Source organism: Ramlibacter sp. (assembly GCF_036676645.1).
Taxonomy (GTDB): Bacteria; Pseudomonadota; Gammaproteobacteria; order Burkholderiales; family Burkholderiaceae_C; genus Ramlibacter.
Window position 1 is genome coordinate 14,760 of sequence record NZ_JAKFCM010000029.1, and the last position, 20,556, is coordinate 35,315.

Consider the following 20,556-nt stretch of genomic DNA (forward strand, 5'->3'; position numbering starts at 1 on the left):
TCGAAGGGAGCGCGCGTGGATGTCGTCCTGCTGGCCAAGGCCGCAGTCATGGGGGTGGTGGAGGGGCTGACCGAGTTCCTGCCGATTTCCAGCACCGGCCACCTCATCCTCGCCGGGGCCCTGCTGGGTTTCGACGACGAGAAGGCCAAGGTCTTCGACATCGCCATCCAGACGGGTGCGATCCTGGCGGTCATCATCGTCTACTGGCAGAAGCTCCGCTCCACCCTGGTGGCGCTGCCCACGCAGGAGCAGGCGCAGCGCTTCGCCCTGAACGTGGCCATCGGCTTCCTGCCGGCGATCGTGCTCGGCCTGCTGCTGGGCAAGGCCATCAAGGCGCACCTGTTCACGCCGGGCGTCGTGGCCACCACCTTCATCCTGGGCGGGCTGGTGATCCTGTGGGCCGAGCGCCGCCAGCAGTCCAGCGTGCGCATCCACGACGTCGACCAGATGGGTGCCAGGGACGCCCTCAAGGTCGGCCTGGTGCAATGCCTGGCCATGATCCCGGGCACCAGCCGCAGCGGCGCCACCATCATCGGCGGCATGCTGCTGGGGCTGTCGCGCAAGGCGGCGACCGATTTCTCCTTCTATCTGGCCATCCCGACCCTGGTCGGCGCCGGCGTGTACATGCTGTACAAGGAACGTGCGCTGCTGTCGGCGCAGGACCTGCCGCTGTTCGGGGTGGGCCTGCTGTTCTCCTTCCTCAGTGCCTGGGTGTGCGTGCGCTGGCTGTTGCGGTACATCTCCAGCCACAGCTTCACGCCGTTCGCCTGGTACCGCATCGTGTTCGGTCTGCTGGTGCTGCTCACCTCGTCGATGGGCTGGGTGGAGTGGCACGGGTAGCAGGGCCCTTGCAGAGAGCGCGCCGTCCTACCCCCGGCATCGGCGTGCGGCCACAGGGATGCGCGGCAAGTGGCGCCCATCATCGCCTCCATGGTGCAGGTGGTCCTGCATGCAGACGTGGGCATGACGAAGAAGATGGAACAGGACGGGCCGGCTCCCGGCGCGGCAAACCCGGCTGATCCGAGCCGGGCGGAAACCGGGCGCACGCCGCGCGAAGAATCCCAGGCGGCCGAGCGCACCTGGGGCAAGGGCGCCGCCACGGCACTCGAGCAGTTGCGCCGCAACGACTACGGCACCCGCCGGGTCCATCCGGGCGAGGATCGCCCCAAGTCCGAGTGAGGCCGGGCCGCACCGGCCTGGCGGCGGCCGCTAGCCGTGCTCCATCGAGCGCAGCGCCGCCTCGATGGCGGCGGCGGTGGCCACCGGCTTCTCCATCGGGAACAGGTGGCTGCCGTCCATCATCGTCATCCGGCCCTGCGTGACCCTGGCCGTCAGGCCCAGCCCCACCTGCTTGGACTCCTGCGACTGGCACCCGCCGACGAAGGCGGCCGGGCAGCGCAGCGGATGGCGGTCCAGCACCTGCGGCAGGTTGTGCGGCAGGGTGTTGTAGATCGCGGTTTCGATCGCGCGGTCGAAGCTCAGGGCCCGCTCGCCGTCCTCGTCGTGCGTGCACAGGTTGACGTAGTCGTGCAGCACCTGCTCGTCCCAGTGCGCGAAGGCCCGCTTGTGGCGGAAGTGCTCGAATGCGGCTTCACGGGTCGGCCAGCGATTCTTGCGCGCGCGGCTGATGCGGCCCGGCGAAATGGAGCCGACCAGCTGCGCGCGCTTGGCGGCGCCCACCGCCGTGGCCTTCCAGCCCCCCAGCAGGGGCGAATCCAGCATCAGCACGCTGCGCGCCAGCTGCGGATGCCGCGCGGCACACAGGATGCTCAGGAAGCCGCCCAGCGAGTGGCCCACCAGGTGGGCCGGTTCGCCGGCCTTTTGCGTCTCGCGCTCGGCGAAGTCGTGCAGCTGCTGCACCAGCTGCGGCCAGTTGCTGCTGACCGGATAGCGCTCGTCGTGCCCGAACTTGTCGACCGCCTTGACGACGAACCCGCGCGAGCGCAGGTGCTTGAAGAGGACGCCGTAAGTCGCGGCCGGGAAGCTGTTGGCGTGGGAGAAGACGATCAGGGACATGCTCGTCCCCGGCCGCGGCCCACGGGCGTTGGAGCAAGCCCCTTCACGCCGCCGTCACCTTGTCCATCGGCCGGTCGTGCGGGTGCTGGACCTTCAGCGGCGTGCCGCCCTGCGGGTCGTCCCACGCCGGATCGGGCAATGCGTCGAAGACCTCGCGCAGCTTCTGGCCCCACACCGAATGCAGCATGCGGAAGTACGGATTGGCCATGTCGATGCTGACCAGCTTGTCGCTGTGGAAGGTGTCGACCTCGTACACCACCAGGTCCAGCGGCGGGCCCACCGACAGGTTGGATTTCATGGTCGAGTCCATCGACACCAGCGCGCACTTGGACGCCTCGGCCAGCGGCATGTCGGGGCGCACCACCCGGTCGAGCACCGGCTTGCCGTACTTGGCCTCGCCCACCTGGAAATAGGGCGTGTCGGCGGTGGCCTCGATGAAGTTGCCGGCCGAATAGACCTGGAACAGCCGCATGTCCTCGCCGCGGATCTGGCCGCCGAAGAGCAGGGCCGCGTTGAACTCCACCCCGGCTGCCCTCAGCGCGTCGGCGTCGCGATCGTGAACGCGCCGCACGGCCTGGCCGAGCACGCGTGCAGCGTCGAACATGGTGCGGCAGTTCCAGATCGTGATCGGGTCGCCGCCTTCGGCATCCTTGACGTGCTCGACGGGCAGCAATTCGCGCACCGATTGCGAGATCGACAGGTTGCCGGCGCTCTGCAGCACCATGAAGCGGTCGCCCGTGCGCTCGTACACGGTGACCTTGCGGAAGGTGCTGATGTGGTCGACCCCCGCATTGGTGCGCGAGTCCGACAGGAACACCAGCCCGGCGTCCAGCTTGATGGCTACGCAGTAGGTCATGCGCGATTCCCCAGGGGTTTCATGGCGGGCTTGCCTCCATGCATGTCATCCGATGCATGTCATCCGATGCATGTCATTGCGGGCTTGACCCGCAATCCACCTCCCGGCGGACCCGCTGCGCACGACCGTTGCGCAGGAGATGGATCCCGGCTCTCACCGGGATGACACCTTTCCTGCCGGGTGACAAGGTTCGCGGGATGACACCGTTTGCGCGATGACACCGTTGCGCGATGACGAAGCCGTGCCATGCAGTCATTCCTTCCCGAGCTTCTTCTTGAGCGTGTACAGCGCATCGAGCGCCTCGCGAGGACTCATGGTATCGGGATCGAGCTGCGCCAGGGCGGCTTCCACGGCGCTGGGCCCCGGCTCGACCGGCGCGGGGGGCGGCGCGAACAGGTCGACCTGCTCGCGGGCGAGCTCCTGCTGGCTCTCCAGCGCGGCCAGCGCATGGCGCGCATGGTTGACCACGGCCGCCGGCATGCCGGCCAGGCGCGCCACCTGGATGCCGTAGCTGCGGCTGGCCGGCCCCGGCTGGATCTCGTGCAGGAACACGATGTCGCTGCCCGATTCGGCCGCGCTGACGTGCACGTTCACGGCCGCGTGGTGCCGGGCCGGGAAATCGGTCAGCTCGAAGTAGTGGGTGGCGAAGAGCGTGAAGGCCTGCGTCCTGTCGTGCAGGTGCGCGGCGATGCCCGAGGCCAGCGCCAGGCCGTCGAAGGTGGAAGTGCCGCGCCCGATCTCGTCCATCAGCACCAGGCTCTGCGGCGTGGCGGCGTGCAGGATCTGCGCGGCCTCGGTCATCTCCAGCATGAAGGTCGACTGGGCATTGGCCAGGTCGTCGGCCGCGCCGATGCGGGTGTGGATCGCGTCCAGCGGCCCCAGCCGGCAGGCCGCGGCCGGCACGTACGAGCCCATGGCCGCCAGCAGGCAGACCAGTGCCACCTGCCGCATGTAGGTGCTCTTGCCGCCCATGTTGGGGCCGGTGATGACCTGCATGCGCTGCCTGGGGCCCAGCCGCGTGTCGTTGGCGATGAAGGCGCCGCCGGAGGTTTCGGCCAGCCGCGCTTCCACCACCGGGTGGCGGCCCTGCACGATCTCGATGCCGGGCTCCTTCATGAACTGCGGGCGGCACCAGTCCAGCGTCAGCGAGCGCTCGGCCAGCGCGCACAGCGCGTCGAGCGAGGCCAGGGCGCGCGCCAGCCGGGTGAGGGCGGGCACGTGCGCCTGCAGCTCGTCGAGCAGCTGCTCGTACAGCCACTTTTCGCGCGCCAGCGCCCGCTCCTGCGCCGACAGCGCCTTGTCCTCGAAGGCCTTGAGCTCCGGCGTGATGAAGCGCTCGGCGTTCTTCAAGGTCTGGCGACGGCGGTAATCCTGGGGCACCTTGTCCAGCTGGCCCTGGGTGACCTCGATGTAGAACCCGTGCACCCGGTTGAACTGGACCTTGAGATTGGCGATGCCGGTGCGCTCGCGCTCGCGCTGTTCCAGCTGCACGAGGAAACCGTCGGCGTTGTCCTGGATGGCGCGCAGTTCGTCCAGCTCGCCGTCGTGGCCGGCCGCGATCACGCCGCCGTCGCGCACCAGCGCCGCCGGATCCTCCCGCAGCGTGCGGGCGAGCCGTTCGGCGCAACCCGGCGGCGGCACCAGGTCGGCGCGCAGGCGATCCAGCAGCTCGGTCCCGCCCTCGATGGCGCGCGAGAGCTGCCCGGCCTTCTCCAGCGACAGCCGCAGGCCGACCAGCTCGCGCGGGCGTACCTGTCGCAGCGCGGTCCGAGCCGTGATGCGCTCGACGTCGCTGCTGCCCTTGAGTTCGGCGCGCAGCCGCTGCCAGGCGCCGCCGCGCAGCGACTCGATCGCGTCCAGCCGCTGCAGCGCCTGCGTGCGCTCGCGCCGGGGTTCCAGCAGCCAGCGCTTGAGCAGGCGGCTGCCCATGCCGGTCATGCAGGTGTCCAGCAGCGAGAAGAGGGTGGGCGAGTCCTCGCCGCGCAAGGTCTGCACCAGCTCCAGGTTGCGGCGGGTGGCGACCGGCAGGTCGACCAGTTCGTCGTCGCGCTGCACCTGCAGGCCTCGCACGTGCGACAGGGCGCGGCCCTGGGTGTGTTCGGCGTAGCTGAGCAGGGCCGCGGCGGCCGCGTGCGCATGGACCAGTTCGTCGGCGCCCCAGGCCCCCAGCGTGGCGGCATGGAGTTGCTCCAGCAGCTTGCGCAGGCCCAGGCCGGCGTCGAACTGGAAGCCGGGGCGTTCGGCCAGCGTCAGGGGGCCGGCGGACCGCAGCGCCGACAGCCGCTGCGAGAAGGCGGGCGTCACGTCGGCGCTGTGCAGCAGTTCGCTGGGCCCGATGCGGGCGATCCAGCCCTCGAGTTCGTCGCCGGCGCACTCGGCCAGCTGCAGGGCGCCCTGGGTGACGCTCAGCCAGGCCAGGCCACAGCGGTGGCGCGCACCCTGGTGCACGGCCAGCAGCACGGCTTCGGACTTCTCCGCCAGCAGCTCGGTGTCGGTCAGGGTGCCGGGCGTGACCACGCGCACCACCTTGCGCTCCACCGGTCCCTTGGCCGCGCCCACGTCGCCGACCTGCTCGCAGATGGCGACCGACTCCCCCATCCGGATCAGGCGCGCGAGGTAGCTCTCGACCGAATGGAAGGGCACGCCCGCCATCACCACCGGCTGCCCCGCCGACAGGCCGCGGCGGGTCAGCGTGATGTCCAGCAGCCGGGCGGCCTTCTCGGCGTCGGCGTAGAACAGCTCGTAGAAGTCCCCCATCCGGTAGAAGACCAGGGTCGCGGGGTGCTGGGCCTTGATGGCGAGGTACTGCGCCATCATGGGGGTGTGGGCTGCGGAGGGTGCGCTGGCGACGGCGTGGGTGGGCTCGTCCATGGGATCTCGTGCGGGGCTGCGGCCGGGGCGGCTGGCACAGCGGTCGGCCATTATCGTTGCCACGCGATGGCAGCCGCCCACAGTGGCCTCCGGGGCCGTCCTACAGGGCGGCAGGGTCCCGCTTGCCACCATGCCTAGCTCCGGACGAGACAACGCAGGGAGGCGTGGCGATGTCGGGCAACAAGGTCGAATTCGTGGTGGTTCCCGAGCACCAGCTCGGCTACCTCAAGGTGATCTGCAGCGCCGCCAGCCGCGCCGCGGCGAAGGCGCAGGACGCCGCCATTGCGGCCCGCGCGGAGCTGGCCGACGCCGTGGGCACGGGGCTCAAGCCCGCGCAGCTGCAGCACGTCTGGCGACTGCACCGCGAGGCCATCCAGAAGCTGAACATCGTGCTGTTCTTCGGCCAGCTCTACGTCTCGGCGTTCCGCAAGCACCCGCCGCGCGGGCCGGCGCTGGCGTGGAACGGGCGGACCGAGTAAGCGTTAGAGAGCCCCTGGACAATGCGTGAAGGGCTGAAGCGGCGTGAAGCTGAAGACCACCGGAGGTACGGCCAGCACGACACCCTCCCATAGCGGCGAACGGAGATCGAGCCAGCTGCGCACTGGACAACGCGGCCCCGAGCCGAAAGATCCTGCACAACATCCTCGAATTGGCTTGCCATGCAGAACCCGAAGCTCATGTGCGCTTGGTCAGCACGATCTTCCCGCTGACCGTCCGCTGCGACAAGAGGCGTAGTGCGTCGGCAGCCTTCTCGAATGGCATCACGGCGTGGATCCTGGGTCTTAGCGCCCCTGACGCGTACCAGGACGATAGATCTTCGAATGCCTTTCTGACCAGGGCAGGCCGCTGTTTCAGGCTGAACGTCCAGCTGCTTCCCATGACCCCGGTGCTCTTGATCAGCAGTCTCCCGGCGCTCGCGGTGGGGATACGCCCACTCGCGAAGCCGATCACGACGAGCCTGCCCTCGAATGCCAAGCACCTCAAGGCATCGTCGAAACGGTCGCCGCCGACAGGGTCGAAAATGACGTCGACGCCTCTCCCGTTTGTCAGTGCCTTGACTCGTTGGACAAGGGGGTCCGCGGCGTAATTGACGACGTGATCGGCCCCGTGCTCGGCCGCGACTTGCAGTTTTTCAGCGCTACTGGCCGCGGCAATGACGGAAGCACCAAGCAGCTTGCCCAGCTCGACCGCAGCCAGGCCGACCCCGCCCGCGGCGCCCAGGACAAGCAGGCTCTCGCCGCGTTCCACGCGGGCCCTGTGCGTGAGTGCGATGTGCGCCGTGCCATAAGTTGCGGGGAACGCGGCCCCCGTTTCGTAGGGCATCCCCTCTGGAAGAAGCATTGTTGCGTCCGGCCTCGCGACCACATATTCAGCAAAGCCTCCGCTTTCCACGTAGCACGCCACCCGGTCGCCTGGCTTGAACGCCGAAACGGCATCACCGACGGAAACCACGCGGCCGGCGATTTCCATTCCGGGAACGAACGGCAGCGCCGGCTTCAAGTGATAGCTGCCACCGATCAGGACCAGATCGGCGAAGTTGGCCGCCCAGGCCTGCGGACCAACGAGAAGTTCGTCCCTCGAAGGCTGCGGTATCGGCACGGTGCCGATCCGCAAAGTCTCCGGCCCACCCCAACGCTCGCAAAGGATCGCCTTCATTCTCGAAAACCCTCTTGACGATGTGGCTTGAGCTGGATATTGTATCCAAAACGGACCCGCAACCGAGTGCCCCTTTGGGCACAAGAACGAAGGAGACAAGAATGCGTAGAGTTTTCCTGGCCGTCATGGCGACGGTGGCTGTCGGACTGGCTGCGCCGGCGTGGGGGGAGGATTACCCCAAGATGAACCTGAAGATGGCGCACTTCGGTCCGGCCAACTTCACCGGATCCAAGGTCGACAAATGGTTTGCCGACGAGGTCAAGAAGCGCAGCGGGGGGAAGATCTCGATCCAGATTTTCTGGTCGGAGTCGCTCGGCAAGGCGAACGAAGTACTCGACCTCGTCGCCTCGGGTGCCGTGGACCTGGGCGCGACCTCCCCGGGCTATTTCCCGAACAAGCTGCCACTTGTCGGCGCGACCAACTCCGTGATGATGCAGTTCGGCGACAACGTCTCCGCGACGACGGCAACAGCCGAACTCGTCGAGAAGTTTCCGGCGGTTCGGGACGAGTTGAAGCGAGCCGATGTCTACCCCATCTTCTTTCACAGCCTGAACGCCTACCGGCTGCTCTGCACCAAGGAAGTCAAGAGCATCGGGGACTTCGCAGGTCTGAAGATCCGATCCTGGGGTGAATACATTCCCATGATGTGGGAGGCGCTCGGTGCCACACCGGTCAGCCTCATGACGCCGGACCTGTACGAATCGCTGCAGCGCGGCACCGTCGACTGTGCGTTCTGGCCGCACGACCTCAGTCATACGATGAAGCTCTACGAGGTTGCGAAGTACACCTGGGACGGAGGTAATCACTTTGGCGCCATTCCCACTTGGCCCGTCTGGGTGAATTGGAAGACGTGGCACGAGAAGTGGCCCGAGAGCGTCCGCAAGCTGTTGATGGAGGTTGGCAAGGAAGCGATGGCCAGGGATCTCGCAGCGGTGAAGGAGGACGAGCAAAAGGCGTTGCGCGCGATGGTGGATAAGCACCGCGTCAAGGTGGTGGAGTTCAAGGACATGGACAAGGTGCGCGCGAAGGTGCCGGATCTCTCGAAGGTGTGGGTCGAGAAAATGGACGCAAAGGGCCTTGGAAAGGAAGCGCGCGAGATCTCCGAGTTCTGGCGAAAGCGCGGAGCAGAGATCGAATCGAAGCAGGCACGGCCTTCTCCTCGATAAGGCGTCTGCACCCACTCACCCGGCGTGCGCCGCGCGCGGACGCACGCCGCCGTCACTTGCGAACGAGGAGCCGCAATGCTCGAAGGTTTTGACCGCACGATTCGTTTCCTCACGAGGCTCGGGTATTGGGTGGCGGTCGCCGCCACCCTGCTCTTGATGCTGCTCGGGGGGCTTGACGTCATCGCGACCCAGTTTCTCGGCACCCCGATTCCCGCGGCACTGGAACTGCAGGAAGTGCTCCTGGCCGCGATGATCTTCATGGGGCTTGCCCATGTCCAGCACAAGCGGCAACACATCAGCGTGGAGATCGTCGTTTCCCGTTTCTCGGAAACGACCCGCAGGCGGCTGAACCTGCTCGTGCTCGTCGCGTCCGTCTTCGTTCTCGGCGTGATTGCCTGGAGAAGCGGCGTGCTCGCGCTATCGAGCATCGAGATGCGAGAGACCGCGGGCGCCAGCCTCGCCTTCCCGATTTACCCAGCCAAGGTGCTCGTGGCGCTTGGAGCGGCCCTGGCTTGCCTCGAATGCGTGCGGCAGATCGCGTGCTGGTTCAGGGGCGAACACGAACCTGTTGCGGCACAAGCAGCCGTCGGCTTGTCTCACTGAAAGGTTGCAATGGATCCGATATTCGGCGGAGCGTTGATCATCGTTGCCATGCTCGTCGTGGCTGCCCTGGGCGTCCCGGTGGCGCTGAGCATGGCAGGGGTGGGGTTCGTGGGAATGTGCCTCCTCGCGGGCACGCCTTTCGCACTCGGAACCTTCATGACCCTGCCCTACAGCATCGCCAGCCAGTACGCCTTCGTCGTCGTGCCGATGTTCGTGCTGATGGGTGCCTTTGCCGCGACCTCGGGCTTGACGGGGGAACTCTATACGGCGGCGCATCGCCTGTTCAGCGGCATCCGAGGCAGCCTTTACTACACCACGGTGCTTGCGTCCGCGGGATTCGGGGCCGTGTCCGGGTCGACCGTCGTGGCCGGCGCGGTCTTCACGAAGGTGGCGCTCCCCGAAATGATTCGCTTCGGCTACAAGCGCTCGCTTTCGGCGGGCTGCATTGCCGCGGCGGGGACGTTCGCCGCGTTGATACCACCGTCCATCAGCATGGTCATCTACGGGATCCTCACCGGCGAATCGATCGGCGCACTCCTGATGGCCGGGGTCGTGCCGGGCCTGCTCACCGTCGGTGCTTACATGCTCGGCGTCAAACTCTTCATGCGCATGCGGCCCGACTGGGCGCCCACCGTGGAGAAACGGTATTCGGTCGGTGACATCGTCTCGAGCTTTCGAGGCCTCTGGGCGGTCTGCCTGCTCCTGATCATCGTCCTGGGCGGAATCTACTCGGGGCTGATGCCGCCTTCCGCGGCAGGAACTGCAGGGGCGCTCGGTGCCCTGGCCATCTGCATCGGGCGCAGGAAATTGGGGCGTGCAGAGTTCGCCGACGCTCTATCGCAGACGGTATCCACCACGGCGTCGCTGTTCCTCATCATCATCGGAGGACTTCTGTTCAGCCGGTTGCTGCTGCACATGGGGTTCATCGGTGCCATCACGGACTTCGTCGAATCGGCCAAGCTGAGCCCGCTGGTTTTCATCGGATTCGTCGTACTGATTTATCTCGTGCTGGGGTGCTTCGTGGACACCGTCACGATGATGGTGATGACCATCCCATTCATCTATCCGTCACTGGAGCCGCTCGGGCTCGATCCGATCTGGTTCGCGGTGCTCATCGTGAAGCTGGTGGAAATTTCCGCGATCACGCCGCCCGTCGGCCTCAACCTGTTCGCGGTCATCGGTGCTGCGAACGGCAAGGTGAGTTCCGGGGAGGTCTATTCCGGCGTGACGCCGTTCATTCTTATCGAGCTCGTTGTCCTCAGCGTGCTGGTTGCTTTCCCACAGCTCAGTCTCTGGCTTCCGCAGCTCATGATCAATTGAGGACAAGTCATGAAATTCGACGGCCGAACGCTGGTGGAGTCGGTCACCGCCTACCTACGCGACGAAATCATCCAGGGAAAGAGGGAGCCGGGAGTGCGGCTTTCCCAGGAGGAACTGGCCGAGGAGCTCGGGGTGAGCCGCATTCCGATTCGCGAGGCCTTGCGCCAGCTTGCCGCCGAGGGGTTGGTCACCCTGCATCCAAGGCGCGGCGCCTTCGTCAGCGAAATGACCCGGGATAGCGGCGAGGAACTGCTCGCAATCGCCGGGGCTCTCGAGGGCGTTGCGACGCGTCGAGGCGCGGAGCGCATCACGCCAGAAGGCCTGCGTCAGATGAAGGCCCTGCTTGCCGAAATGCCGAAGTACGAGCGCAGGCCACTGGAATGGTACGAGTTGAACCAGGAGTTCCACATGATCCTGGTTCGGGCGGCGGGTTGGAGCCGCCTTGCCAAACTCATCGATGAGTGCCGAGTCAACCTTGTCCGGCACATCGTTCGCCCCCAGGTGCACCTGCCCACCGTCAAGCAGTGGCACAAGCAGCACGTGGCGATCTACGAAGCCTGTGCGAGCGGCGACAGCGCGCGAACACTGCAACTGTTCGACGCACACTGGAATTACTCCAGCGAGGTGCTGCTGGTGCATGCCCAGACAACGGCATCAGCGAGAGCCCCGTCCAAGAGCGGCTCAGCAGCGACAGACGACTCGGGCGCGAGTGGCGCGGCCCGCATCCATCAATCTTCAACCGAGGAGCCCATCAAATGAGTGAAGTTGCATCCGTTCCCGGAGGCAAGGCCAGCGCCGGCGAAGCACTGCCGCCGATCCAGGAAGGCGTGTTCGTGGGGCCTGATGCTGAAGGCACCCTGGCCCTGATCGGCTCCGGGTGTGCCGACTGCGGGCAAATGATGTTCCCGATCCGGGCACGTTGCGTGAAGTGCTTCGGGGGGGCCCTCAACAATCACCGATTCGATCGCCAGGGGAGGGTGGTCACGTTCACGGTCATTCGGCAGGCGCCCCCCGGATTCTTCGGCAGCGTCCCCTACGCACTGGGCATGGTCGAGCTCGAGGCCGGGGTCCAGGTCCTCACGCACCTGGTGGGAAAGCCGCCGGAATCGTGGAAGGCGGGCGACATCGTGGAGTCGTGCGGCATGTCGCTGCCACTCGACCCCCGCGCCGAGCGCTATGGCCAGGCTTTCGCATTTCGTCCTTCTTCGGAGATTCAGCAATGAACAATGCATATGTTCTGGGCGTGGGTTTGACCAAGTTCGGCAGGTTCCCCGAGAGGACGGTCGAGTCGCTCGCTGCGGAGGCCGTCGTCTCTGCCCTCGAAGACGCCGGAGTCGAGTGGCGCGAGGTGGAGCAGTTCTATGCGGCGCACGTGAACCAGGGTGTCGCGGCGGGTCAGCGTGTGGTCAAGGAGATCGGGCCGTCGGGCATCCCCGTGCTGAACGTCGAGAATTGTTCTGCGGCCGCTTCGACCGCTCTGCGCGAGGCGAGCCTGGCCGTGCGCTCCGGGGAATTCGATCTCGTGGTGGTGGCTGGCTTCGAGAAGATGCAGCATGGCGTGCTGCTCAACGTGCACCCGGAGGACAGCCCTGAGGTCGCGATGGGCACCACCGTGCTGCCGATGCGCTTTTCGCTGATGGCGATGGAGCACATGTCGCGGTACGGCACCACCGTCGAGCAGTTCGCGAAGGTGACCGTGAAGAATCGCGACCACGCGGTTCACAACCCGAAGGCGCAGTATCCGTCGCCCATCACGCTCGAGCGCGTCCTGGAGTCCCGGATGATCAGCGATCCGATCACGATCTTCCAGTGCAGCCCGACAACCGACGGCGCGGCGGCGGCCGTGGTCTGTTCCGAGGATTACCTGCGCAGGAAGGCGAAGCATGCGCGCCGAGCCGTGCGGATGGTGGCTTCCGGCTTGGCTTCGGACGTCGACGAACTCGCCTTCAACCGCTTCAACCTCGAGACGGTCAGGCGCAACGCCCGCACGGTCTATGAGAAGGCCGGGCTCGGCCCCGAAGACCTGGACGTGGTCGAAACGCACGACTGCTTCTCCGTCGCCGAGCTGCTCGCCTACGAGTCCCTCGGGCTCTGTGCCGAGGGTGAGAGCGGCAAGCTCATCGACGATGGGTCCACGCGGATCGGCGGCAGGCTCCCCGTGAATCCGAGCGGCGGGCTGATCGGGAAAGGGCACCCGCTGGGCGCAACCGGCCTGAGCCAGGTCGCCGAGATCGTCACCCAGCTGCGCGGCGAGGCCGGCGCCCGGCAGGTCGAAGGAGCAAAGGTCGGTCTGACGTCGAACATGGGGATGTGGTCCAGCTGCATCCACATGCTCGCCATCTGAGGGCCGCAGATGAATCTCGACGTACTTATCGGCAACGCAATCGGCAGGTTTCGGGACCGCATCGCGATCGAGGATGACGCCCGCTGCCGGACGTTCCACGAGGTGGGGGAGCGAACGAGCCGGCTGGGCCATGCCCTGTCCAGGCTGGGCCTGACGAAGGGCAGCCGAATCGCCTCGCTGCAGTACAACTCCATCGAAACGCTGGAGCTGGATCTGATGTCCGCGCGTTACGGCTACGTCAGGACCCTCCTGAACGCCCGGTACGCGCCTGCGGACATCGAGTACTCGGTCAACCACTGCAAGGCCGAAGTCCTCATCTTCGGGGAGGCGTTCGCGGATACCGTCGCCGGTCTTCGGGAGTTGCTGCCGAACGTTCGGCACTATGTCTGCGTGGGCGAGCCCTGCCCGTCCTGGGCTCTCCGGTACGAGGACGTGGTCGAGTCGGGCGAGCCGGCCGCTCCCGCCTATGAGGTCGCAGAGACGGACTGGCACAGCATCTATTACACGTCGGGCAGCACGGGGCGACCGAAAGGCGTGGTGCTCAGCCAGCGAAACTGGCTTGTCGTCGTTCGCAATCACCTGGTGGGCCCCTTCAAGAACGCGAAGGAGTCCGACGTCCTGTTGCACTCCGCGCCGATGTCGCACGCATCGGGGGCGCTGGGCCTGACCCACTTCGTGCTCGGGGCACGTCAGCGCGTGCTGCCGAAGTTCGACGCGGCCCGGGTGCTGGCATTGATCGAATCCGAGAAGGTGACCACCGCCTTTCTCGCACCCACGATGATCCACATGCTCATGAATCATCCGGAGCACGATCGGCGTGACAAGACTTCGCTTCATACGGTGGTTTACGGAGGTGCACCGATGCCGGTGGAGCACCTCAAGAAGGCCATCGAAAGCTGGGGATTCGTGTTCGTACAGGGCTACGGCCAGTGGGAAGCGCCCCAGCTGGTCACATTCCTGGACCAAGAGCAGCACCGGGTCGCCGTCACGCAGGGGCGCGAGCACCGGTTGGCCTCGGCCGGCCGGCCCATTCTCTTTTGCCGTGTCGCGATCATGGACGACGAAGGCCGTCTGCTTGCTCCGGGAGAAGAAGGGGAAATCGTGACCTCGGGCGACCACCAGATGGTCGGCTATCTCGACAACCCGGAGGCGACTGCCGCCGATCGCCACGGCTCGTGGCAGCGCAGCGGCGACATCGGGCGCATCGATGAGGACGGCTTCGTCTACATCACCGATCGGAAGAAGGACCTCATCATCACCGGCGGGAGCAACGTCTATCCGCGTGAGATCGAGGAAACTCTCCACAGGCACCCCCTCGTCCACGAAGCCGTCGTCGTCGGGATTCCAAGCGAGAAGTGGGGCGAGCAGGTCCATGCCCTGGTCGTGCCGAAGCCCGGCGCGGCCTTCGATGACGATGCGTTCCTCGCCTGGTGCCGCGACCAACTGTCGACCGACAAGAGGCCGCGCTCGGTGGAGCGGCTTTCCGAGCTGCCGAAAAGCCCGTACGGAAAGATCCTGCGACGGGAGCTACGGCAGCGGTACTGGGAAGGGAGCTCGCGGCGCATATGAAAACGGGATCCCACACCGCCTACATCCTGGCGGCAAGCATGGTGCCGTTCGGCAAGTATCCCGAGCGATCCGTGGCCGACCTGGGTCGCGATGCCATTCGCGAGGTGCTTCGGGAGTCCGCCGTACCAGCGCAGCGCATCGAGGCGGTCTACTCGGGGCGGGCTTTCGGCGGGGCCATCGACGGGCAGGTCGCGGTGCCGGCGCAGGTAGCGTTGCGAGGAACGGGGATCGAGGATGTGCCCGTGTTCAATCTCGATAATGCGTGCGCCGCCGGGGCATCGGCACTGAACCTGGCGACCCACGCCCTGCGAAGCGGTCAGCATGACCTCGTCCTCGTGGTCGGGATGGACAAGCTCTTCAGCACCGATCGCAGACAAAGCATGCGCGCTCTGTTCGGGGCCATGGATGTCCAGGAGATGGCCTGGATCGGCGAGACCCTCGAGCGAGAAGGACCCGTGGGCAGCGTCTTCATGGAGAACTACTACGCGAAGGTCGCCCGCGAGTACCTGCATGACACGGGCGCGTTCGCGACCGACTACGCAAAGGTGGCCGTCAAGAACCGGGCCCACGCCAGCCGCAATCCCTACGCCCAGTATCGCAGGCCCATCTCGGAAGACGAGGTCATGGCGTCTCCGGTCGTCGCCGAGCCGCTTCGCTCGCTGATGTGCTCGCCACTCACCGATGGCGCGGCGGCGATGCTTCTTTGCTCCGGCCGGGTGAGGGCGTCGCTGGGCGGACGGCCGGTGGAAATCGCGGCGAGCGTCGTCAGAAGCGGTCGGCCTGCGCTCGACTCCGGGGAGCCCGTGCTTTCCCGAGCGTCTCGCAAGGCCTATGAAGAGGCCGGGATCGAGCCGGGTGACCTCGACCTCCTCGAGGTGCACGACGCCTCTGCCGTCGCCGAGCTGATCGCAACGGAGCAGATCCTCCTGCAACCCCGTGGCGAGGCCCTGCGCATGCTGCGGGGGGGTTGCTCCGCCCTCGGCGGAAAGCTGCCTGTCAATCCGTCTGGCGGCCTTCTTTCGCGGGGCCACCCGGGAGCCGCCACCGGCGCGTCGCAGATCGTCGAGATCGTGTGGCAGTTGCAGGGGCGCGCCGAGGGCAGGCAGGTCGACGACGCGCGGATCGGACTCGCGCACAGCTCGGGGGGCTCTGTCGGCAGCGAACCTGCCGCCACCGCGGTAACGATCCTTCGCCGGACTTGAAAGAAGAATTGGAATGAACAATCTCGCATACCTGCTGTCCCGGGCTGGCGCCCTCCATGGAAACAGGCCGGCCACTTTCCATGGCGACAGCGTTCGTGATTACCGTTGGCTCGACGATCAGGTCGGGCGACTCGCGTCCGCGTTGCTCGCCCTGGGGCTCGCCGCCGGTGACCGCGTCGGCCTCCTTCTGGACAACGAGCCTCGTGGGCTCGTCGGGCTGTTCGGCCCTTTGAGGGCCGGGATGGCCATCGTGCCCATGAACCCGAAGCTTCACTCCTCCGAGCATGCGTACATGCTCGAGGATTGCGGCGCCCGCGTGGTTGTCGCGAGCAAGCGTTTCGTCGAGCCGCTGATGTCGGCCAACGGCCTGCCTGCGGGCTTGCTGGTCCTGGGCATCGACTGCGACGAAGGTTGTTTTCCGAACGTGCGCAGCTTCGATTCTCTTCTTGCCGGCTCGCAGCCCGATGTGCACGATGCGAACGTCTCGCCGGATGCGCTTGCCTGGATCTTCTACACGTCGGGGACGACCGGCCGGCCAAAGGGTGCCATGCTGACGCACCGAAACCTCATGACCATGGTTTCGACCCAGCTGATCGAGTGCAACCCGGTCAAGCCCGACGACCGGCTCGCGTACATGGCACCGCTGTCCCACTCGAACGGGTTGATGGCGTTCCAGCACGTCGCCCGAGCCGCCGGCCATGTGTTTCCGACCTTCCAGGGGTTCCGGACCGGGGAGTTCTACGAACTCGTGGAGCGTCATCGCGTGACGACGGCTTTCATGGTGCCGACGATGATCCAGATGATGCTGGACGACCCGAGCCACCGGCAGCACGATATTTCCTCGCTGCACACGATCATCTACGGCGGTGCTCCGATGTATGTGGAGCGGCTCAAGGAGGCGATCGAAACATTCGGGCGGATCTTCGTTCAGGGGTATGCGCAGGGCGAGGCGCCGATGGGTTGCACCTACCTGCCGAAGGATGAACATCACACTGCTTCACCGGAGGCCGAGCGCAGGCTCGCCTCGGCCGGGCGCGAATGCATCCACGTCGAAGTGCGGATCTTCGATGACGACGACCGTCCGCTGCCCGCGAACACGCCGGGTGAAGTGGTCGTGCGCGGCGATCTCGTCATGCATGGCTACTGGCAGAACCCGAAGGCAAACCAGGACACGCTGCGCAACGGCTGGCTGCACACGGGGGACATCGGATACCTCGACGGAGACGGTTACCTGTTCATTACCGACCGCAAGAAGGACATGATCATCTCCGGCGGTTCGAACGTATACCCCCGGGAGATCGAAGAGGTCCTTTACCAGCATCCGGCGGTGCATGAAGCCACGGTGTTCGGCATCCCCGACAGGAAGTGGGGGGAGCGTATCGTCGCGGCAATCGTCCGCAAGGAAGGCGAGCGGCTCGAGGAAGCGGAGGTCGTGGCCTGGTGCCTGCAACACCTTGCCTCGTTCAAGAAGCCGAGCGAAGTGCGCTTCGTGGATACGCTTCCCAAGAGCGGGTACGGGAAGATTCTCAAGCGCGATGTGCGCAGGGCCTTGTTCCCGAGTCTGTAGCCGCGACCGACCTCCAAACGGCCCCAGCCGCCCGTGAATCCGATCGTCGTCGTCGCGATCGCCGAGCTGCTATGCACTTCGCTCTGGTTCAGTGCGAACGGTGCAGCGGCACAGCTCAACGCCGCTTGGTCCATTGGGGTGTCTGAGCTGGGCTGGCTGACCAATGCGGTTCAGCTCGGGTTCATCCTGGGCACTCTCGTGTTCGCCGCCACCGGCCTGGCCGATCGGTTCCGTGCAAGTGCGATCTTTTTCGTTTCGAGCTGGATCGGCGCGTTCTCGAATCTGGGATTTGCCCTCCTGAGCAGAGGGTTCGAGGATGCGCTCGCCTTCCGGTTTCTCGTGGGGGTAGCCATGGCAGGCGTCTACCCGTTGGGAATGAAGATCGTGATTTCGTGGACGAAGGGCGCCGCCGGGCAGACCTTGGGCCTACTCGTCGGCATGCTTACGCTGGGAACTGCCCTCCCACACGGCCTCAATGCGATCGGGACGGACTTCGATTGGCGGGCTCCTGTCCTTGCCTCGTCTGCACTCGCGGTGGTTGGCGGGTTCTGCATTCTCCGGCTCGGGGATGGCCCTCATCTGCCTGCCAGGTCAGCCGGGACGGCAATCTCCCTCGGCGCCGGCTTCAGCGCTTTTCGCGTGCCAGCCTTTCGATCAGCAGCCTTTGGGTATTTCGGCCACATGTGGGAGTTGTACGCGTTCTGGGCTCTCGTCCCCCTGTTGCTACCCACCTCGGCCAAGTCGGACCCTGCTACGGCAAGCGCCCTTGCCTTTCTCATTGTCGCCGTGGGTGCCGTGGGATGTCTGCTCGGAGGTGCGCTCTCCGTGAGATGGGGCAGCAGGCGAATTGCGGTGGCTGCACTCGCCATTTCGGGCCTGATGTGCGCAATCTACCCGTTAGCCGCGACTGCGTCGGCGGAGCTGAAACTCGCGATCTTGCTTGTTTGGGGGGCAGCAGTGGTTGCGGACTCGCCGCAGTTCTCCAGCCTTTCTGCGCAAGCGTGTCCGGGGCAGACGGTCGGAAGCGCGTTAGCCGTCATGAACGGCATTGGCTTTGCAGTCACGGTGGTGGCGATCTCCGTCGTCTCTGGGCAGTACGATGTTCTGGACGAGAAAGTAAGCTGGCTGCTCTTGGCCGGTCCCGTCGCGGGGCTAATGGGATTGGTGCTCGTTGGCCGAAGGCGCTCAGTCACGTAAAGTGCCGCGTACGCCGAGGTGCGTGCCTAGGTGGTTGTCGCATGACGGTCCATAGCTGACCAGATCCACTTGAGAGCGGGTCTGGTCAGAGGGGTGAAGAAGAGCTGGCTCAGCCTTGCGCCACCAGCCCCTCCTCGCTCTCCACTCTGTGGATCTCCCGCACCGTCGGCAGGCAGTGCGGGTACTCGCGTGCCATGAAGCCGAACAGCGCCTCGCGCACCTTGCATCCGAGGTCGAACGCCGGCCCCGAAGCGCGTGCCGACACCAGCGCGCGGATCTTCATCGCCCGCTCGGTCGCATCCACGATCACCAGCGTGCAGGTGCGGCCGTCCCACTCGGGCGCGGCCTCCACCACCCGGCGCAGTTCCGCGCGCAGCGGCTCCAGCGGCGTGGCGAAATCCACGAACAGGTAGACCGCCTGGTGGATCTGGGCGCTGGCGCGGGTCCAGTTCTGGAACGGGTTCTCGATGAACCACTGCAGCGGGATCACCAGCCGGCGCTCGTCCCAGATGCGCAGCACCACGTAGGTGCCGGTGATCTCCTCGACCCGGCCCCACTCGCCCTGCACGATCAGCACGTCGTCCAGCCGGATCGGCTGCGCCAGCGCGAGCTGCAGCCCGGCGATCAGGTTGCTGAACACCGGGCGCGCCGCCAGGCCGCCGATGATGCCCAGCACGCCCGCCGAGGCCAGCAGGCTGGCGCCGACCTGGCGCGCGCCGGGGAAGGTCATGAGCGCCATCGAGGTGCCGGCGATCAGCGCCACCACCATGGCGCTGCGCGAGAGCACCCGCGCCTGCGTGTGCACCCGGCGCGCCTGCATGTTGTCCTCGACGTCGACCGGATGCTGCGCGACCACGCCGTTGGCCAGGCCCTCGATCGCGGCCATCGCCAGCCAGGTGAGGGCGGCGATCAGCAGCACGCCATTGAGGTGGCGCAGGCCGTCGATCAGCCACAGCGTGTCGGGCGCGAGCTGCAGCACGAGCTGCAGCGCCAGCAGCGGCCAGGCGAAGCCGGCGGCGGCCTGGCCGTTCACCAGCACCGCATGCAGGATGGGCGCACTGCGCGTGGCGCGGCGCAGCAGCCGGCCCAGCACGTAGTGCACCACGAGGCCGACGACGAGCGCGCCGGCGGCCAGCAGCGCTGTCGCCAGCCAGTGTTCCTGCCAGAGCACTTCGTTCAGCCGGGCCTCCATCACTCGGAACGGTCGTCCGGCGCGTCGGTCAGGTGGGTGGTCGGCGTGGTCTGCCGCGGCACCAGCTCGGGGGCCTGGCGCACGCCGGCCTTCTCGCCGGCCGAAGCGAACTTGCTGTATTTGCCCAACAGGCCCACCAGCTGGCCGTACACGCGCGGGTTGCCGGCCAGGCACTCGCGCTGCTCGATGAAGTTCGACTCGCCGGTGAAGTTGCCGATCAGGCCGCCGGCCTCGGTCACCAGCAGCGAGCCGGCCGCCACGTCCCAGGGCGACAGGCCGGTCTCGAAGAAGCCGTCGGTGAAGCCGGCCGCCACGTAGGCCAGGTCCAGCGCCGCGGCGCCGGGGCGGCGCAGGCCGGCGGTGCGCTGCATCACCTCGGCCATCATGCGCAGGTAGAGGTTGAAGTTGTCGCCCGGGCGGAACGGGAAGCCGGTGGCGATCAGGCAGCGCGACAGCTCGGTGCGCTTGGACACGCGGATGCGCCGCTCATTGAGGTAGGCGCCGCGGCCGCGGGTGGCGGTGAACAGGTCGTTGCGGGTGGGGTCGTAGACCACGGCCTGCTCGATGCGGTCCTTCACGCGCAGCGCGATGCTGATGCAGTAGACCGGGAAGCCGTGGATGAAGTTGGTGGTGCCGTCCAGCGGATCGATGATCCAGGTGAAGTCGGAGCCCTGTCGTCCGTGCTGCTGGCCGGACTCCTCGGCCCAGATGGCGTGATCCGGGTAGGCGGTCAGCAGCGTCTCGATGATGGCGTTCTCGCTGGCGTGGTCGACCTCGGTGACGAAGTCGTTGACCTGCTTCTGCGAGATGCGCACGGCCTCGACGTCGAGCGCGGCGCGGTTGATGATGGCGCCGGCGGCGCGTGCGGCCTTGACGGCCACGTTGAGCATGGGGTGCAGGTTGGGCGGCATGGGTTGTCTGGACACCGGCGCGGCCCCGTGGGTTCCGCGCCCGGATGATCGAAGAGCAGCACCGGCTGGTGCGGGAATCGGCCCGA

General features: G+C 66.5%; 19 protein-coding genes. 13 read left to right on the forward strand and 6 right to left on the reverse strand.

Annotated elements, in window-relative coordinates:
- Positions 1-15 precede the first annotated feature (15 nt).
- Together V6M57_RS04720 and V6M57_RS04725 are read left to right on the forward strand one after the other, a co-directional pair.
- The gene (locus V6M57_RS04720; protein WP_332813829.1) at positions 16-840 is read left to right on the forward strand and encodes an undecaprenyl-diphosphate phosphatase; all 825 of its coding nucleotides are present in this window, start codon (positions 16-18) and stop codon (positions 838-840) included.
- 69 nt (positions 841-909) lie between these two features.
- Complete coding sequence (locus V6M57_RS04725; protein WP_332813830.1) at positions 910-1,179, forward strand: hypothetical protein; 270 nt, start codon at positions 910-912, stop codon at positions 1,177-1,179.
- Between the two features lie 30 nt (positions 1,180-1,209).
- On the opposite strand, the gene V6M57_RS04730 is transcribed toward V6M57_RS04725, so the two are convergent.
- The 3 genes from V6M57_RS04730 to mutS form a co-directional block, all read right to left on the reverse strand.
- Complete coding sequence (locus tag V6M57_RS04730; protein WP_332813831.1) at positions 1,210-2,016, reverse strand: alpha/beta hydrolase; 807 nt, start codon at positions 2,014-2,016, stop codon at positions 1,210-1,212.
- Positions 2,017-2,059: 43 nt separating this feature from the next.
- Positions 2,060-2,872, reverse strand: coding sequence for a proteasome-type protease (locus tag V6M57_RS04735; protein WP_332813832.1), 813 nt, complete (start codon positions 2,870-2,872; stop codon positions 2,060-2,062).
- A 252-nt stretch (positions 2,873-3,124) separates the two neighbouring features.
- Positions 3,125-5,743, reverse strand: a complete 2,619-nt coding sequence (mutS, locus tag V6M57_RS04740) for a DNA mismatch repair protein MutS (protein ID WP_332813833.1) — start codon at positions 5,741-5,743, stop codon at positions 3,125-3,127.
- 170 nt (positions 5,744-5,913) lie between these two features.
- Here mutS and V6M57_RS04745 point away from each other — a divergent pair, with 170 nt between their 5' ends.
- Complete coding sequence (locus V6M57_RS04745) at positions 5,914-6,222, forward strand: hypothetical protein (RefSeq protein WP_332813834.1); 309 nt, start codon at positions 5,914-5,916, stop codon at positions 6,220-6,222.
- A 196-nt stretch (positions 6,223-6,418) separates the two neighbouring features.
- Here V6M57_RS04745 and V6M57_RS04750 read toward each other — a convergent pair whose 3' ends face one another.
- A complete protein-coding gene (locus V6M57_RS04750) occupies positions 6,419-7,399 on the reverse strand; it encodes an NADPH:quinone oxidoreductase family protein (protein ID WP_332813835.1) in 981 nt (326 codons plus the stop codon).
- Between the two features lie 101 nt (positions 7,400-7,500).
- Between V6M57_RS04750 and V6M57_RS04755 the strand changes: the two genes are divergently transcribed.
- The 10 genes from V6M57_RS04755 to V6M57_RS04800 all read left to right on the forward strand — a co-directional run bounded on the left by V6M57_RS04755 (position 7,501) and on the right by V6M57_RS04800 (position 18,367).
- The gene (locus V6M57_RS04755; protein ID WP_332813836.1) at positions 7,501-8,565 is read left to right on the forward strand and encodes a C4-dicarboxylate TRAP transporter substrate-binding protein; all 1,065 of its coding nucleotides are present in this window, start codon (positions 7,501-7,503) and stop codon (positions 8,563-8,565) included.
- A gap of 75 nt (positions 8,566-8,640) precedes the next feature.
- Positions 8,641-9,168: a TRAP transporter small permease subunit gene (locus V6M57_RS04760; RefSeq protein WP_332813837.1), complete on the forward strand. Its 528-nt coding sequence runs from the start codon at positions 8,641-8,643 to the stop codon at positions 9,166-9,168.
- Between the two features lie 9 nt (positions 9,169-9,177).
- The gene (locus V6M57_RS04765) at positions 9,178-10,488 is read left to right on the forward strand and encodes a TRAP transporter large permease (protein WP_332813838.1); all 1,311 of its coding nucleotides are present in this window, start codon (positions 9,178-9,180) and stop codon (positions 10,486-10,488) included.
- 9 nt (positions 10,489-10,497) lie between these two features.
- Complete coding sequence (locus V6M57_RS04770) at positions 10,498-11,247, forward strand: GntR family transcriptional regulator (protein ID WP_332813839.1); 750 nt, start codon at positions 10,498-10,500, stop codon at positions 11,245-11,247.
- The gene (locus V6M57_RS04775) at positions 11,244-11,711 is read left to right on the forward strand and encodes a Zn-ribbon domain-containing OB-fold protein (protein WP_332813840.1); all 468 of its coding nucleotides are present in this window, start codon (positions 11,244-11,246) and stop codon (positions 11,709-11,711) included. Before V6M57_RS04770 ends, V6M57_RS04775 begins: the two co-directional genes overlap by 4 nt.
- Entirely contained in the window at positions 11,708-12,832 is a 1,125-nt protein-coding gene (locus V6M57_RS04780; RefSeq protein ID WP_332813841.1) for a thiolase C-terminal domain-containing protein, read from the forward strand. Before V6M57_RS04775 ends, V6M57_RS04780 begins: the two co-directional genes overlap by 4 nt.
- A gap of 9 nt (positions 12,833-12,841) precedes the next feature.
- Positions 12,842-14,401, forward strand: coding sequence for an AMP-binding protein (locus V6M57_RS04785; RefSeq protein ID WP_332813842.1), 1,560 nt, complete (start codon positions 12,842-12,844; stop codon positions 14,399-14,401).
- Entirely contained in the window at positions 14,398-15,603 is a 1,206-nt protein-coding gene (locus tag V6M57_RS04790; RefSeq protein WP_332813843.1) for a thiolase family protein, read from the forward strand. The genes V6M57_RS04785 and V6M57_RS04790 overlap by 4 nt, the downstream gene beginning before the upstream one ends.
- Positions 15,604-15,616: 13 nt before the next feature.
- Complete coding sequence (locus tag V6M57_RS04795; RefSeq protein ID WP_332813844.1) at positions 15,617-17,170, forward strand: AMP-binding protein; 1,554 nt, start codon at positions 15,617-15,619, stop codon at positions 17,168-17,170.
- 33 nt (positions 17,171-17,203) lie between these two features.
- The gene (locus V6M57_RS04800; protein ID WP_332813845.1) at positions 17,204-18,367 is read left to right on the forward strand and encodes an MFS transporter; all 1,164 of its coding nucleotides are present in this window, start codon (positions 17,204-17,206) and stop codon (positions 18,365-18,367) included.
- A gap of 109 nt (positions 18,368-18,476) precedes the next feature.
- Here the strand turns inward: V6M57_RS04800 and V6M57_RS04805 are convergent, their stop codons facing one another.
- Positions 18,477-19,559: a mechanosensitive ion channel family protein gene (locus V6M57_RS04805; RefSeq protein ID WP_332813846.1), complete on the reverse strand. Its 1,083-nt coding sequence runs from the start codon at positions 19,557-19,559 to the stop codon at positions 18,477-18,479.
- Positions 19,559-20,470 (reverse strand): inositol monophosphatase family protein, encoded by a 912-nt coding sequence (locus V6M57_RS04810; RefSeq protein ID WP_332813847.1) that lies wholly within the window; start codon positions 20,468-20,470, stop codon positions 19,559-19,561. Before V6M57_RS04810 ends, V6M57_RS04805 begins: the two co-directional genes overlap by 1 nt.
- Between the last annotated feature and the right edge of the window lie 86 nt (positions 20,471-20,556).